Below are 13,351 nucleotides of genomic sequence, written 5' to 3'. Positions count from 1 at the left end.
GGTCCCGGGGGGATCTTTGGTTCCGTCCCCGCACCGATGGCCACGTCGGAGCGGCCGTACAGAGGAAAGAGCCGCCTTGTGTCGCAGGTCGAGAAGTCCATCGAGGTCGACGTCTCCCTCCGCGTCGCTTACAGCCAGTGGACGAATTTCGAGTCGTTCCCGCACTTCTTGGACGATGTCGAGAAGGTCACCCAGGTCAACGACTTCATCCTCCATTGGGAGACGAAGGCCGAGGGGGTCACGCGGGAATTCAACGCCGAGATCACCGAGCAGATCCCTGACGAGCGAGTCGCCTGGACGACTGTCGGCGAGCCGACGTGGTCCGCAGTCGTCACTTTCGATCCTCTGGATGAGGTGAGGACGAGGGTCACGCTTCGGCTGGATTACAACCTCCAGGGCTTCACCGAGAAGCTCGGTGACAAGCTCGGCCTCGTCAAGCGGCGCGTCTCAGGCGACCTCAAGAACTTCAAGGAGTACATCGAATCCCGCGGTCCCGAAACAGGAGTCTGAGCGGCGCCTCCGAAGTACCGGCCCCTCTCCGGCCTCGTCTCGCGTCCGCCACGAATTCCGAGGCTTCTGTGCCATGACGAGTGAGGGACCGATCGAGCAGGACGTCACGGCCCTGGTCTAGGCTTGTAGTTTCTACAGGGCATATGGCGTCGCTGTTTGTAGTTTCTACAGGGCATATGGCGTCGCTGCTGTCACAACGGCACACCATCAGTTGAGACCCCGGAGGTACCCGGATGAGTACCGGAGAACGAGCCAAGGCCAAGGCCGAACAGGTCCTTGGAAAAACGGTGCGGAAGGTCGCCCACGCGGCCCACAAGGAAACCCTCGCGGCGAAGGGCGCAGCTCTGGAAGCCCGGGGCATGATGCGAGGTGCGAAGGAAGGCGCGAAGCGGTCTGTCAAGGGCTGACCGAGGGCCGACAGGAGCGACGGCGGAACGGAGGAACGGAGCTAGCCCTCGCACCCACTTATGCCCCCATGCCTCGTCCTGTTCCGCTCGCAGCCCCCTGGCGTGTCCGGCCGGCGATCGTTCTCGGGAGGGCGCACGAATCGGATGAGTCACTGAACCCGCGTGCGAGGCGGCGAAGCCCAGTAGGTCGGCATGCCCTCGGCGTTTGCGGCCGGAATTCTCGGGGACTCGGCGATGAGGGGGCCAGCTCCCCATCCGGAGGAAAAAATGATCATCCTCGGAGTTATTCTGCTCATCGTGGGGCTACTGACAGGCATCGGCATTCTCTGGACCATCGGAATCGTGCTGGTCATCATCGGAGTGGTGCTGTGGATTCTGGGTGGTGTCGGGCACGCCGTGGGCGGCCGACGGCACTATTGGTGAATCCCGGACCGATCGGAGAGGCGCCGGTGACGAGGCGCCCTCCCCGTTCAGCGCTAAGGCGTGTCCGGCGGATCATGCTGCGATCGGCACTGTGAAGCAGACCATCGCACTACGATCACGGGATGTTCGAGTACCACGGTTGGATCACGGTCAGGGAGACCGTAGCTGATGACGACGATGAGGCCAGTCTGCGGCAGATCGTCGATGAGCTTCTGCTTCGCATCGCCCAGATGGACAGCCCGTACTTGCTTGACCTCAGGTGGATGAACGGCGAGCCGTTCATCCACCTCGGCGGCCACTCCAATCACCGGTCGCCTGACGTGGTCGAACTGTTCGAGCATGTGGCTGTAGTTGCCCCTGCTTCCTATGGGCTCCTCCACGTTCGCGATGACGAAGAACCGGGCCACGAAAACGAGCTACGAGTGCTCAGGCTCGTTCGCGGCGTGGTCACGCAGCACACGGAGGCGCTGCTGTCTCCGTGTATCCCGACAGTGGAAGATCCCTGCATCGACTGAGGCGTCTCCAGCGAATCACGCTTGGAGCCAGAGTCGGATTGCGGCTAAGGGCTGTCCCGCAAAGATCTTGACTCGGAGTGCGAAGCAGCCGGAAGAGCTGGCGAAGTGCTCACCCGGTGGTTCGTGAGGTGTCCAGGGACAGGGCGAAGTCGGCGAGCGCGTGGAAGTCGTTCTCCCGTAGGCCGATCCGCGGATTGACGTGGTGCAGGAGCCCGACACCTTGGTGGTGGGCAAGCACGTAGGTCTGATCCAGCCCGCTTTGCTCGTCGTCCACCCAGGCGAAAGGACGGCCACCTGCGTAGTCCACCAGCGGCCCGGTCTTCCAGTGGACTCCATCAGGGCGTTCTCGGAGTAGGACGTCGCCGAAGTCCACGAAGGGAAGTTCTGGAAGGCCCAGGACCGGTGCGATCCACCGGTTGGCGTCGTCCATCCATGTGGTGGCCCAGCACAGCTCGAAGCCGAGCTGGAGCAGGATTGGTCCGTGCTCTGGGTTGAGCCAGACTCGCAGGGGTCGTCGGGACGAGAGGCCTCTGTCGTCCTGATGGGCGTCGTTCCGGGGGACTCTGAGTGTGGTGTAGCCGTCGGGACGTCTCTCTGGCTTAGCCGCGTACGGGTTGAGCGGCCCGTCCACGTCAAGGAACAGCAGTGGTCGGTTCACGGTTTCCCCCGGTCTTGCGCACTGTGGACTGCCCCGATCAGCGTAACTGTGGGATTGTCTCGGCATTGGGCCGGCCTGAGTGATGATCATGATGTGGCGAGTGTGATCACGGCATCGGAGCCGTCCTGGATAACCCCGTTCGCGGGGCTGAGCCCGCGCTGCTTCGGCAAACTGCTGACCACGCTGCGGCGTGATGGAGCAGATGGGGTACACCGAGGCAGGCCGTGGAGTCTGCCGCTGGAGGACCGGGTCTTGCTGGTCACGGCCTACTGGCGCACCAATCTGACGTTGCGGCAACTCGCTCCGCTGTTCGGCGTATCGAAGTCGACGGCCGGCCGAGTCATCAACCACCTCGGCCCCCTGCTCGCTCTCCAGCCCCGCAAGCGGTTCGCCAAGGACACCGTGCTCATCGTGGACGGCACCCTGGTCCCCACCCGCCGACCACACCATCGCCGAGCGGTCCAAGAACTACCGGTATTCCACCAACCACCAGGTCGTCATCGACGCCGACACCCGCCTGATCGTCGTGGTCGGCCGGCCGCTCGCCGGGAACCGCAACGACTGCAAGGCATGGGAGGAATCCGGAGCTAAGGCCGCCGTCGGCAAGACCCTCACGATCGCCGACGGCGGTTACCCGGGCACCGGACTCGTCATCCCGCACCGCCGGAAGCGCGGCCAGACCGAACTCCCGGACTGGAAGGAGGAACACAACCGGTTCCACAAGCAGGTCCGCGCCCGCGTCGAGCACGTCTTCGCCCGCATGAAGACCTGGAAGATCCTCCGCGACTGCCGCCTCAAGGGCGACGGCGTCCACCACGCCATGCTCGGCATCGCCCGGATGCACAACCTCGCCCTCGCCGGATAGGCAAGCCAGTCGCAAGGCGGCCACCATGCCCGAGGCGGCTTCAAGATCTTTGCGGGACAACCCTTAGCTCCGCGGCAGTAGCGTCCCGAGCGGCCCGAGATCCAGGTTGAGATCCTCCGGTCGCAGTCCGTGCTGCTCGCACAGTTCCGTCATCCGCTGATCGAGCATCATCAGGGTGGTCCCGATCTCGTCGACCTGCGTCTCGTTGAGGTCGCCCTGTTCGACACGTCGGATCGCCTGTCGCTCCATCAACTGCCTGAGGAGTTCGACCACGGTGAGTACCAGGCAGACAAGGTCCCGTCCCATCTCGTCGGAGTCAAGGTCGAGCCGGGACCCGGTCACAGGGACCCTCCGTCGCTCCAGGGCGCCGGAACACGTTCATTGACGGACGACAACAGGGCGTGCAGCGACAATCGCACCAGTGGGACGTCGGCGATAGCGATGACCAGATCGCCGCTGATGACGACTCCGGTCGCCAGGACTCGGTCCAGCAAGTCGACGAGAGGCACACCGATGGGGCCGCTCAGTGGTCCGGGATCGTCCCAGGGCACCACGTCGTGCGTCATGGTCTACACCTCACCGACGAATGAGTAGGGCACCCACGGTCCCGACAGATCGATGTGCAACCCGGTCCGTCCACTCAACGACCGTGTCAGCTCAGCGAGCTCTTCGACGCGGTGATCAGCGACCAGATACGTTGCGTTGAGGATCTGGCTACGTTGTTCTCCGGAGAGTCGCGGCTCGTGAGGGCGCAACCTCCGAGACGCCGCAGCAAGGAGCCCGACCTCGGAATCCACCTTCTCGGCCGCTTGCAGCGCTTCGTGCCGACTCCGTTCGCGGCGCTCCTGCACACCCCGCTTGCGGTCGAGGTACGCGAGGCCGGCTCCTGGTGCCGGGCGCAGTCCCGGGCTCGGGGTGGCGGCGCGGATCGAGTCGTCCACGGGGGGCGGCGGCGCGTACACCTTGACACCCCACTCGGCGTGGTGCGCGATGCGCTCGAGCGCGGCGTGGAACCGGTCCGACTCTCGGCCGAGCGCCTCGCTCGCCCTCTGCTCACCGTGATACACCGTGGCCATCGGCACCGGAACAGTCGGACAGGACGAAGCAGCCGCGGTGACGACATCGTGGTGGGCCCGGGCGTAGCGTTCCAGCTCCCGCCGGTCGGTCAGGCGCACCTGCCAGGCTTCGTCGGTGAAATCGCAGGCTCTGACCGTCTGGACGATCGCCGTGAGTTTCTCCAGTGGCAGTATGCGTACGGGTGCCGCGTCGGTGACACCTGACAGCCCGTGGAAGGCCGACGGGTCCGGATTCCAGCAGACAGCGAACACGTACGTGGCGTTGGCGTCCGAACGCTCAGACCCGCGCTCCGTCATTTTCGTCCGTTCTCCTTGGTCCTCGTTGGTCCTCGCCGGCTGGGGTGGGATCGTCTGTGCGGGTTCACTTCTCCGACGCTTCGTCCGGGGTCTGGGACTCAAGCTGCTCCACGCGCTGCCGCAAGGCACGATTCTCGTCCTTCAAAGCGTTGCGCGAGGCACGTGAGCTGAGCGCCGGATCGTTCTCCCACCAGTCGATTCCGGCCTTCTTCGCCGTATCCACGGAGGCCACGAAGAGTCGGATCCTGATGGTGAGCAGCTCGATGTCAAGGAGGTCGACCTTGATGTCTCCGGCGATCACGATCCCCTTGTCGAGAACGCGTTCCAGAATGTCGGCAAGGTTGGTGGTCTGAGGGCCGGGGACCGGATAGGAACTCTGCCGGAAGTCGACGTCAGTCACGGCGTCGCCTCTGCCGTGGCTTCCTGGACGCCTTCTCGTCCTCCTCGGCGTCCTCGGCGTCCTCGGCGTCCTCGTCCTCCTCTTCGGCGTCCTCCTCTTCGTCCTCGTATCCGTCTTCGGCTTCCTCGTCCTCTGGACCCTCTTCCTCCTCGGCCTCGGGTTCGTCCTCGTAGGCGCCTTCGTCTTCGTCCTCGTACGCGGAGTCAGCGCTTTCCCCGGAGCCGTCCTCGTCGTCGCCATCGAATTCGCCGTTCTCGGACTCCTCCTGCTCGGCCTCCTCCTCTTCGACGGCGTCCTCGTGCGACACGACGACTTCGCCGTCGCGGATTTCGCCCCGCCACCCTTCGGGCTCCTCGTTGGTGAGCGTGACGTATCGCTGGAAGTTCTTGAAGTCCAGTCGCATGCGGCGCCCTTGGGCCCTCCACAGGTTGCCGGTCTTCTCGAAGAATCCTGAAGGGTAGTACTCGACGACCAGGACGATGCGGGTCAGGGTCGGCCCCAGTTCATGGAAGCTGACCGCTCCGCGAGTGGTGCCCTTGGCTCCCTCGGAAGTCCAGACGATGCGGTCGTCGGGGATCTGTTCCTGGACGGTCGCCTTGAAGCTGCGAGAGGAGGGGCCGACCTTGACCTTCCAGTCGCTTCCGACCTCGTCGCTCTTCGAGACGTCCCGAACACCCTTGGCGAAGCTGCTGAAATGGTCGTACTGAGTCCAGTAGTCGTAAGCGTCCCGCAGCGGCACTCCCACATCGAGAACCTCGATGATGTTCATGACCTTGCCGCCGCTGGACTTACGCTTCCCCTTTCCACCACCGAAGGCGTCCTTCACCTTGCCCACGACGTTGTCCTTGACGCCCTTGGCCTTTTCCGAGACGAATGCCTTGAGCGGCGATTCACCTTGCAGGACGCGGGATCCGATGGCGGGCAGTGAGCCCGTCTCAGCTGATTCGGAGAGTTTGCCGGTGACGTCCGTCAGCTTCTCGCCGGCTTTCTCGGCAAGGTGCTCCACCTGCGCGGAGAGGAACTTGGTCAGCTCGCCGCGGAGCTGATCCACACCGGAAGTCTCCTCCGCGGGTTGGTCTTTCTCCGTCTTGGCCATGACCGCCTACCTCCGCCGACCGGCACGCTTGGATGCCGCCCGCTTCGACGACGTGGTCTTCCCGGCCGCGGTCTTCTTGGCGGGCGCCGTCTTCTTCGCCGCCGTCTTCTTCGCCGGAGCCGTCTTCTTGGCGGGCGCCGACTTCTTCGCCGCCGTCTTCTTCGCCGGAGCCGTCTTCTTGGCGGGCGCCGACTTCTTCGCCGCCGTCTTCTTCGCCGGAGCGGTCTTCGGCGGGGCGGGCTTTCGCGGCGCGGACTTGGCCGACCGGCCCTTCTCCGCACGGCTGGGAGTGGCCTTCTTGGGGGGCGTCGGTGCGGAAGCCCTACGGGACCGGGGCGAACTGCGACGGTGCCGCTGAGGCCTCGGAGCCTCTTCCGGCTCTTCTTCGGGCTCTTCCTCCTCCTCTTCCTCCTCTTCCTCCTCGTCCTCCTCGTCCTCCGCTCCCTCTTCTTCGTACTCGGCCTCCGGCTCCTCTTCCTCCTCGTACTCGTCCTCGTCGTACTCGGCTTCTGGCTGCTGCTCCTCTTCCTCTTCCTCCTCGTCTTCCGGCGCGTACTCCTCCTCGTCCTCGTCCTCGTCCTCGCCCGCGATCTCACCGAGGCGTGCCGTGCGGTCGCTGATGGCGTCCGCCAGCGTGCTCATTCCCCGGTCAGCGGCGGCGGCCACCGCCTTCCGCCCTGCTTCGAGTACTTCTCCGCGCAACTGCTCCTGCAGTTCGGCGAACTGGGGGATCTCCCCCAGCCTTCGCATCCCCTCGGCTGCGATCTGGCGAGGTTCAAGACCGAATCGCCGACCCGCCAGGTAGGTCGCGATGGACAGCGCCAGCCGCCCCTTCTTCGTTCGCCCCAGCACATAGCCGCCCACTACAGCGGCCGCAAGCGTTACTTTTTCCTTCTCATTCATGAGCGTGACCCCTTCAATCGTGCGGTGCGGGAGCGACCCGTGCGGCATAGAGCCGGTCGAGCAGTCGTTCCTCTTCTCGTTCGAACTCCTCCAGGCTGATGTCCCCCTGCTCGAACTCCCGGTTCAGGATTGCCAACTGCGCACGGAGCACCCCTGGGTCGTGCAGCTCACGCTCCGCCGCGTCGTTGAGCTTTTCTGCCACCCAGACGACGCCGCGGACCGGAGCGATGGGGAGTGTGAGAATTCCGGTGATCAGCCCCATGTCAAACTCCTGCGGTCCGAACGCGGATGGTCTCGACGGAGACGAAGCTGTAGCAGGGCAACGGGCCCGCGAGACGCAACTCGACGCGTTCACGGTGGGATTTGGCGAAATTCTCCGCCGCGCTCATGAATTCGTCGCTGTTACCGCGACCGACGAGGAACGACACGTTGAGAACGCACCCTTGGACGTCCGGTCCCGGGGCTGTGGCGCGCGCCTTGGGTGTGAGTTCGCGGAGTACTCGCCGGCCGGCTTCGGCGGCCCTGCTCCGCAGCGCGGTCGCGACGGCTTCACCGAGTCGGACGTTGGATTCGTAACCTGGTCGCCGGCGCGCCTCGTCCCGCAGCCGCCGGACGTTCTTGTCCTCCGCGACGAGGCTTGCCAGCGCGTTCTGTGCCGGGAGTGCCTTGACGTTGACTTCGACCGCGTCGGTGAGATGCTCCAGTACCGCCGTATGGTCCGTCTCCCGGGCTGCCAGCTGACCGCGCACCGTCTCTTCGTCCGGCGCCACCATCCCGAATCGCATCGGCAGGACCGGGCCTCGGTCCGACAGGCGCAGCAGAAGCTCCTGGTGTGCCAGGAGGTCGCGTCGCCTGGCACGAAGATTCGGGGGAGCGTCACTGACAACGGCAGCGATTCCGCCCTGCCGGATCACGCGCAGATGTGCGGCGGGATTTCCCACACCGCGTGCGTCAGTCGGCAGCGGCCTTGCGGCCCCAATGATCGCGTACACGTACACCCCGTCGGCTGTCACTGCTCATGCCCTCACGGGTCGTCGGCTCGAACCGCCACGAGCGGGTGCGCGCCGCTTCCTCGGCCGCTCCTGCTGTTCTTCCTCGTCCTCGTCGTGTTCGTCGTGTTCGTCGGAGTCGCCCCCCAGGCCTCCGACCGCCTTGCGGACGGTATCGCCGACGCTCTCGGCAGCCTTGCGGACCTTGCGCTTGCCGATGGACTTCGCGGCGCTGCCGCTGAGAAGTTCCGGGACGGTGGTGCTGCCGGAGTCCCGTTCCAGGTCGAGCCGGTTGCAGGCCTCGGCGAACCGCAGATAGGTGTCCACACTCGCGATGACGATGCGTGCGTCGATCTTGAGGATTTCGATGCCGACCAGGGAGACCCGGACGAAGACGTCGATCACCATGCCCCGATCGAGAATGAGTTCCAGCACGTCGTACAACGTGCCGGCGCGCGGTGGGCACGCCACTACCTCGTCGGAGTAGGTGGTCGCAGGCATGGGGTGTCCTTCCGGTTGTCGGCAGAATCCGGGTCACTCGTCGGCGGATCCACGCCGATAGCGGCGGATCCTGCTGTACTCCATGAGTTCGCCGTCCTGGTCGATCTGCACCTCGTACGAGGCGAGAAGACTTGTCGTGTCAGGAATCCGGGGCAGTTCCAGGACGTCCACGACGACACACCAGCCTTCTTCGACACGCTTCACCGCTGATACGCCCTCCGTGGGGTGGCCGATCAGGCCCTCCAGGCTCTGGCAGGCAGCCCGCGCGGCCTGACCGGCGCCCCTGATGGGTGGCGGGCGGCGAGTGGCTGCCGTCGAGGCTTTCCCGGCGCGCGGCCGACGTTCTTCTGCCATGTGTACAAGTCTGGTCAATCTCGGGCATCGCGCACGTCGAGGAGAGCAGACGAGCGCACGACTCGGTCCGCAAGGTCGCCGCCCGTGGCCGACGCCAGGACAGCGAAAGCGGGCCGACGGTCAGCGAGACGCTGCTCGACCGGCCGCCGCCTCTCTCGATGGATCCGTTCACGCGTGGCACTTGCCGCGCCGAGGTCTCACGACGTCGCTATCGAACAACAGTGCTAGGCCGGTCGCGGATGTTCGGCTGTGCGCCCGTGTCGTGGGCGTCGATCACCGTGATGTCCACGGCCGTCACCGCCATGCCCAGGGTGTGGCCGGAGACGTGCGCTACGGAGCTGCGCACCTGTGCCGCCGTCTCGGGCAACGGGCGATCCAGACCAGCGGTCAGGGTCATGCTCACGCGCACGCTCGTGGCCTGATCGGCACGGGACAGACGGCAACTGGCGGTGGTGACGCCGGGTACGGCGTCGGCCGCATGTCTCAGGGCCGCCGACGCGGCGTGCTCGGTGATCCGCAGCGTGCGCGTCGAGTCGCTCAGGGGAAGCCACGGCCCCAGCCATATTTCGTCACGGACCACCGCCTCGACACGGTCGATGAGACGCCGTGTACTGGGCGGATTCCGATTCCGCAGGAGCTTCGCCGCAGTGTCCATGGCCAGGTCGGCGACGGAGCCGCAGCCGTCGGGACAGGCGCCGACATGGGGGCCGTCGGCGCGGCCGGCGTCCCGAGCCTCTTCGTACGGGCCCTTGTCCTCGCGGGGCGAACCTGCGGGCATCTCGGGGAAGCGGCTGCGGGGCGGAGGTGGAACGCGGTGGTCGTCTAGCGCCACGAGGCCATCATCTCCTTCAGAGACCGGCGAGCCCGATAAAGCCTTCCGCGGACCGTCTGCTCGCTGGTTCCGGTTACCTGGGCGATCTGTCCATACGACAGTCCCTGCAGTTCCCGCAGGACCCAGCAGACCCGTTGACGGGGTTCGAGGTTGCCCAGGGCCTCGGCCAGAGCGTCGGCGAGGGCGTCCTCCTCGGCCACCTGCGCGGGCGAGCTGCCCGTGCCGGCAGCGGGTTCGGCCACTGTGTTCAACGGTACCGGCGCCGGACGGCGTCGCAGCGAATTCAGACACCGGTTGACGGTGATGCGGTACATCCAGGTACTGAACGCGGAGGCGTGACGGAACTCGGGCAAACGCCTCCAGGCACTGATGAAAGCGTCTTGCACCGCGTCCTCGGCGTCCTGGAGGTTCCCGAGCGTGTGGAGTGCCAGTGCGAGCAGGGAATGGCTGTGGCGCCGCATGAGGATGGTGAAGGCCTGCTCGTCGCCCTCACCGGCGCGGGTCGCCAGCAGTTCGTCCGAAGCGGAGAGCAGTCCGTCGGACGTACTGGAGAGAGGAGGCCCGGCAAAGGGGCCGCCGCCCGCGGCCTGGAGCCGGGGAGGGCTGGTGCTGTGTGGCACGCCTGCGCCTCCTCTCCGCTCCGGTACGAGTGCCCATCTCGTGAACCGGAAAGCCGTTTCCTGCATATACGTGACGAATCACGACTCGGGTGTGTCGAACCATGTGACGGGCACCGCGTCGGCGCCCGCATCGACTGAGCGAGGTGACTGTCATGACGGACAGCCCCGACCGTCCCTCTTCCGGACCGGACGGCACTACGGAAACCGCGACCATGCTGAAAGGTCCGACCGGTGCTGGCACCTCACCTGAAACCCGGGGCCAGACCACCATCGCCGACGGCGTCGTAGCCAAGATCGCGGGAATGTCCGCCCGCGAAGTACCCGGCATCCACAGCCTCGGGGCGGGCATGACGCGCGCCATCGGAGCTGTCCGCGAGCGCGTCCCCGGCACAGGGTCAGGCGGTGTCAGCCGCGGGGTGAAGGTCGAGGTCGGTGAGCGTCAGGCGGCGCTGGACATCGATGTGGTCGTCGAGTACGGCTTCCCCATCGTCGAGGTGGCCTCGGAAGTCCGCGTCAACGTCATCTCCGCGGTGGAACGCATGACAGGCCTTGAGGTCGTCGAGGTGAACCTGGTCGTCGACGACGTGAACCTGCCCGACGAAGACGACGCCGAGCCGAGCGAAGGCCGTGTCCAATGACCTCCGGTCGCGGGTCGGACCCGCCGGAAGCAGCTGAACGCCCTCGAAGGACAGGTGAGCGGACGATGAACACGGCGACAGTGGGCCTGGCAGCCGGAATGGCGCTGGGATTCGCAGGGTATTTCGGCGGCTTCTGGGCTTTCCTTCTCGTGGCGGTCCTGGGCGCGGCGGGCCTGGTCCTCGGCCTCGCCCTGCAGGGCGACGTGGACATATTCAGCCGGCGGCAACGGTGAGCGCGGCCCCCCGGGCCGGCGAACCGCCTGCGGCCGAAGGCGCCGGACATACGAATGAAGCGCACCGATCCACACCACCGGCTGGGGAACGGGGCGCAACGGTGATCCCTGACCGCGTCGTCGCCCGCATCGCCGCACGAGCGGCCAACACAGCCCTCCACCGGATCACCGGCCCGAAGTACGCGAGCGCAGACCTGACCGCGCCCAGAGCCCACGCGACCACACACGAGGGAACGGCACGGCTGGCGCTGACCGTCGACCTCCCGTATCCCACGGACATCACCGGCACCTGCCGGCAGCTGCAACACGAGATCAGCGAACAGGTGGCCCATCTGACTGGTCTGGACATCAGCGAAGTGATGCTGACAGTGCGGCGCCTTGTCGTCTCCGGGCTGCCGGCTCGCGTCCGCTGAGCCCCAACCGCCCGGACGCCCCTACTCGGCGCTTGCGCAAGCCCGGCCGGCAAACCACCACCGACCGATGACGGAGGTCGGACATCATGACAGTCCCACAACGGACCGCCGCGACCGAGAAACCGGCCGGAGCAGGCCGCGGGCGCCCTGACGACAACGCCCTCCTGGCAAAGCCGTCGCCGAGCGAGGGTCGGGGGGCGAGATCACCCCGCCTGTGGTCCGCCCGCCGCATCCCCGCGGCTCTGGTCGCTCTCATTGTGTCGGTTGTCGTCGGCGCGCTGCTCTACGACGTGATCGCGGTGCGCGCCGGACACCGGGCAGGAGCGTGGCGAACCCGCCTCGTCGAAGAGGTGACCACCCGGCCGGTGGACGACCCCTGGCTGCTCGCCACAGGCGCCGTCGCCGTCGTCCTCGGCCTGTGGTTGCTCATCCTCGCCATCACACCCGGACTGCGCCGACTTCTGCCCTTGCGGGCACCGGAGGATTCCCCGGAGCTGGGGGCCTGGCTGGATCGCAGGGGCGCCGCCCTTGTCCTGCGCGATGCGGCGATGCGGGTCCCCGGTATCAGCCGTGCACGGGTTCGAGTCGGACGCCATCGTGTCATCGCCCGCGCTGAGGTCGGATTCCGCGACATGGCGACCGTTCGCGACGAGCTCTCTCAGGCCCTGCGGAAGCAGTGCCGACAGCTCGCGCTGGCCCACACCCCACGACTCACGATCCGACTGCGCCACCACACTCACTGACATTCACCGGGAGCGCGCCATGAACGGTCGATCCACCGTCAACCGTCTCCTTCTGGGCCTGTGCGGCGTGGTGTTGCTGGGAGGCGGCCTGCTGATCCTCACTGCCGGGTTCGACCTCTACCACCGGCTTCGGCTGAGCCCGCCCGCCGGATGGCCGGCGTCCACGACCCACGACGTCCTTCTCAGCAACGCCGACCGTGTCCGCTGGAGCGACCAGGGCTGGTGGTGGTGGCCCGCCGTCATCGCCGTCCTGGCCCTGGCAGCGATCCTGGCCCTCACCTGGCTTCTCGCCCAGCTGCGACACCGCCCCGGCGCGGTGCACCTGGGTGGCACGCCTCCACCCGAGAGCGTCGAACTACGGGGGCGAGCCCTCGGCGACGCCGTGGCCTCGGAGGCGCGCGCTCTGCCCGACGTCGAGCAGGCCGACGCTCACCTCGCCGGACGGGCCACGGGCCCTCAGCTCCACGTCGCCCTCACGCTGACGGATCACGGGCTTCCAGCCCCCACGCTCCAGGCGCTGTGTCGCGGCCCGGTTGCCCACGCACGCGAGTCCACCGGGTTGACCCGTCTCCCCACCCACGCGCTCTTGCACGTGGGGAGGCACAAAGCACGTCGCGCCGAATAGAGCGGCGGACGGCGAGCGATGCGGTGGCCGGCACTGCACCTTCTCCAGGACAGTCACCCAGCACCGCTGACGCCCAGGCCGCCGCCGAACGGCCGGTCGTCGCCGACCAAGTCCTGCACCTCGGCTGAACATGTCACTCATCGGGCCTTTGCTGCCCGAGTCGACACCCACCGACACCCGCAATCACCGGAACGGAGCCAGCTCGACGCCACCGGCCCAGGCATCCGTCGCCGGGTGGTCGATCGTGCCTTCT

At 66.6% G+C, this 13,351-nt stretch carries 22 protein-coding genes and 1 pseudogene; 10 read left to right on the top strand and 13 right to left on the bottom strand.

Annotated features, from left to right (window positions below; translation table 11 throughout):
* Positions 1-78: 78 nt before the first annotated feature.
* From GFH48_RS34745 to GFH48_RS34740, 4 genes are all read left to right on the top strand, one after another.
* Positions 79-510, top strand: coding sequence for an SRPBCC family protein (locus tag GFH48_RS34745; RefSeq protein ID WP_153292036.1), 432 nt, complete (start codon positions 79-81; stop codon positions 508-510).
* A gap of 233 nt (positions 511-743) precedes the next feature.
* Positions 744-917 carry a hypothetical protein gene (locus GFH48_RS38740; protein ID WP_194280761.1) on the top strand — a complete coding sequence of 58 codons (174 nt, stop codon included), beginning with the start codon at positions 744-746 and terminating at the stop codon, positions 915-917.
* Positions 918-1,184: 267 nt separating this feature from the next.
* Positions 1,185-1,340: a DUF6131 family protein gene (locus GFH48_RS39530; RefSeq protein ID WP_228121098.1), complete on the top strand. Its 156-nt coding sequence runs from the start codon at positions 1,185-1,187 to the stop codon at positions 1,338-1,340.
* 122 nt (positions 1,341-1,462) lie between these two features.
* The gene (locus tag GFH48_RS34740; RefSeq protein ID WP_153292035.1) at positions 1,463-1,855 is read left to right on the top strand and encodes an Imm7 family immunity protein; all 393 of its coding nucleotides are present in this window, start codon (positions 1,463-1,465) and stop codon (positions 1,853-1,855) included.
* A gap of 109 nt (positions 1,856-1,964) precedes the next feature.
* On the opposite strand, the gene GFH48_RS34735 is transcribed toward GFH48_RS34740, so the two are convergent.
* Positions 1,965-2,513 (bottom strand): hypothetical protein, encoded by a 549-nt coding sequence (locus GFH48_RS34735; RefSeq protein WP_153292034.1) that lies wholly within the window; start codon positions 2,511-2,513, stop codon positions 1,965-1,967.
* 93 nt (positions 2,514-2,606) lie between these two features.
* Here GFH48_RS34735 and GFH48_RS34730 point away from each other — a divergent pair.
* Positions 2,607-3,378, top strand: a pseudogene (locus GFH48_RS34730) (transposase).
* Positions 3,379-3,441: 63 nt separating this feature from the next.
* Here the strand turns inward: GFH48_RS34730 and GFH48_RS34725 are convergent.
* The 12 genes from GFH48_RS34725 to GFH48_RS34670 all read right to left on the bottom strand — a co-directional run bounded on the left by GFH48_RS34725 (position 3,442) and on the right by GFH48_RS34670 (position 10,446).
* On the bottom strand, positions 3,442-3,720 hold the full coding sequence (locus tag GFH48_RS34725) for a gas vesicle protein K (RefSeq protein ID WP_153292033.1): 279 nt from the start codon (positions 3,718-3,720) through the stop codon (positions 3,442-3,444).
* Positions 3,717-3,944 carry a gas vesicle protein gene (locus GFH48_RS34720; RefSeq protein WP_153292032.1) on the bottom strand — a complete coding sequence of 76 codons (228 nt, stop codon included), beginning with the start codon at positions 3,942-3,944 and terminating at the stop codon, positions 3,717-3,719. The genes GFH48_RS34725 and GFH48_RS34720 overlap by 4 nt, the downstream gene beginning before the upstream one ends.
* Before the next feature lie 3 nt (positions 3,945-3,947).
* Positions 3,948-4,751 carry a GvpL/GvpF family gas vesicle protein gene (locus GFH48_RS34715; RefSeq protein ID WP_153292031.1) on the bottom strand — a complete coding sequence of 268 codons (804 nt, stop codon included), beginning with the start codon at positions 4,749-4,751 and terminating at the stop codon, positions 3,948-3,950.
* Between the two features lie 64 nt (positions 4,752-4,815).
* Complete coding sequence (locus GFH48_RS34710) at positions 4,816-5,151, bottom strand: gas vesicle protein (protein WP_153292030.1); 336 nt, start codon at positions 5,149-5,151, stop codon at positions 4,816-4,818.
* Complete coding sequence (locus tag GFH48_RS34705) at positions 5,144-6,247, bottom strand: SRPBCC family protein (protein WP_153292029.1); 1,104 nt, start codon at positions 6,245-6,247, stop codon at positions 5,144-5,146. Before GFH48_RS34705 ends, GFH48_RS34710 begins: the two co-directional genes overlap by 8 nt.
* A gap of 6 nt (positions 6,248-6,253) precedes the next feature.
* Positions 6,254-7,150, bottom strand: a complete 897-nt coding sequence (locus tag GFH48_RS38735; protein WP_194280760.1) for a histone protein — start codon at positions 7,148-7,150, stop codon at positions 6,254-6,256.
* Positions 7,151-7,163: 13 nt separating this feature from the next.
* On the bottom strand, positions 7,164-7,412 hold the full coding sequence (locus GFH48_RS34695) for a gas vesicle protein GvpG (protein ID WP_153292028.1): 249 nt from the start codon (positions 7,410-7,412) through the stop codon (positions 7,164-7,166).
* A gap of 1 nt (position 7,413) precedes the next feature.
* A complete protein-coding gene (locus tag GFH48_RS34690; protein ID WP_153292027.1) occupies positions 7,414-8,163 on the bottom strand; it encodes a GvpL/GvpF family gas vesicle protein in 750 nt (249 codons plus the stop codon).
* 3 nt (positions 8,164-8,166) lie between these two features.
* Positions 8,167-8,640 carry a gas vesicle protein GvpJ gene (gene gvpJ, locus GFH48_RS34685; protein WP_153292026.1) on the bottom strand — a complete coding sequence of 158 codons (474 nt, stop codon included), beginning with the start codon at positions 8,638-8,640 and terminating at the stop codon, positions 8,167-8,169.
* A 33-nt stretch (positions 8,641-8,673) separates the two neighbouring features.
* Positions 8,674-8,994: a gas vesicle protein GvpO gene (locus tag GFH48_RS34680; protein WP_153292025.1), complete on the bottom strand. Its 321-nt coding sequence runs from the start codon at positions 8,992-8,994 to the stop codon at positions 8,674-8,676.
* 208 nt (positions 8,995-9,202) lie between these two features.
* Positions 9,203-9,826, bottom strand: a complete 624-nt coding sequence (locus GFH48_RS34675; protein WP_153292024.1) for an Asp23/Gls24 family envelope stress response protein — start codon at positions 9,824-9,826, stop codon at positions 9,203-9,205.
* A complete protein-coding gene (locus GFH48_RS34670) occupies positions 9,817-10,446 on the bottom strand; it encodes an RNA polymerase sigma factor (RefSeq protein ID WP_381925168.1) in 630 nt (209 codons plus the stop codon). The genes GFH48_RS34675 and GFH48_RS34670 overlap by 10 nt, the downstream gene beginning before the upstream one ends.
* Positions 10,447-10,598: 152 nt before the next feature.
* Here GFH48_RS34670 and GFH48_RS34665 point away from each other — a divergent pair, with 152 nt between their 5' ends.
* The 5 genes from GFH48_RS34665 (at position 10,599) to GFH48_RS34650 (ending at position 13,098) form a co-directional block, all read left to right on the top strand.
* A complete protein-coding gene (locus GFH48_RS34665; protein WP_153292022.1) occupies positions 10,599-11,084 on the top strand; it encodes an Asp23/Gls24 family envelope stress response protein in 486 nt (161 codons plus the stop codon).
* A gap of 65 nt (positions 11,085-11,149) precedes the next feature.
* Positions 11,150-11,317 (top strand): mechanosensitive ion channel family protein, encoded by a 168-nt coding sequence (locus tag GFH48_RS38730; protein ID WP_194280759.1) that lies wholly within the window; start codon positions 11,150-11,152, stop codon positions 11,315-11,317.
* Between the two features lie 101 nt (positions 11,318-11,418).
* On the top strand, positions 11,419-11,730 hold the full coding sequence (locus GFH48_RS34660) for an Asp23/Gls24 family envelope stress response protein (RefSeq protein ID WP_153292021.1): 312 nt from the start codon (positions 11,419-11,421) through the stop codon (positions 11,728-11,730).
* A 257-nt stretch (positions 11,731-11,987) separates the two neighbouring features.
* A complete protein-coding gene (locus tag GFH48_RS34655) occupies positions 11,988-12,473 on the top strand; it encodes a DUF6286 domain-containing protein (RefSeq protein ID WP_228121096.1) in 486 nt (161 codons plus the stop codon).
* Between the two features lie 19 nt (positions 12,474-12,492).
* The gene (locus tag GFH48_RS34650; protein WP_153292020.1) at positions 12,493-13,098 is read left to right on the top strand and encodes an alkaline shock response membrane anchor protein AmaP; all 606 of its coding nucleotides are present in this window, start codon (positions 12,493-12,495) and stop codon (positions 13,096-13,098) included.
* Positions 13,099-13,351: the final 253 nt, after the last annotated feature.

It is taken from the genome of Streptomyces fagopyri (assembly GCF_009498275.1).
Taxonomy (GTDB): Bacteria; Actinomycetota; Actinomycetes; order Streptomycetales; family Streptomycetaceae; genus Streptomyces; species Streptomyces fagopyri.
This window is presented reverse-complemented; position numbering and strand designations above follow the sequence as displayed.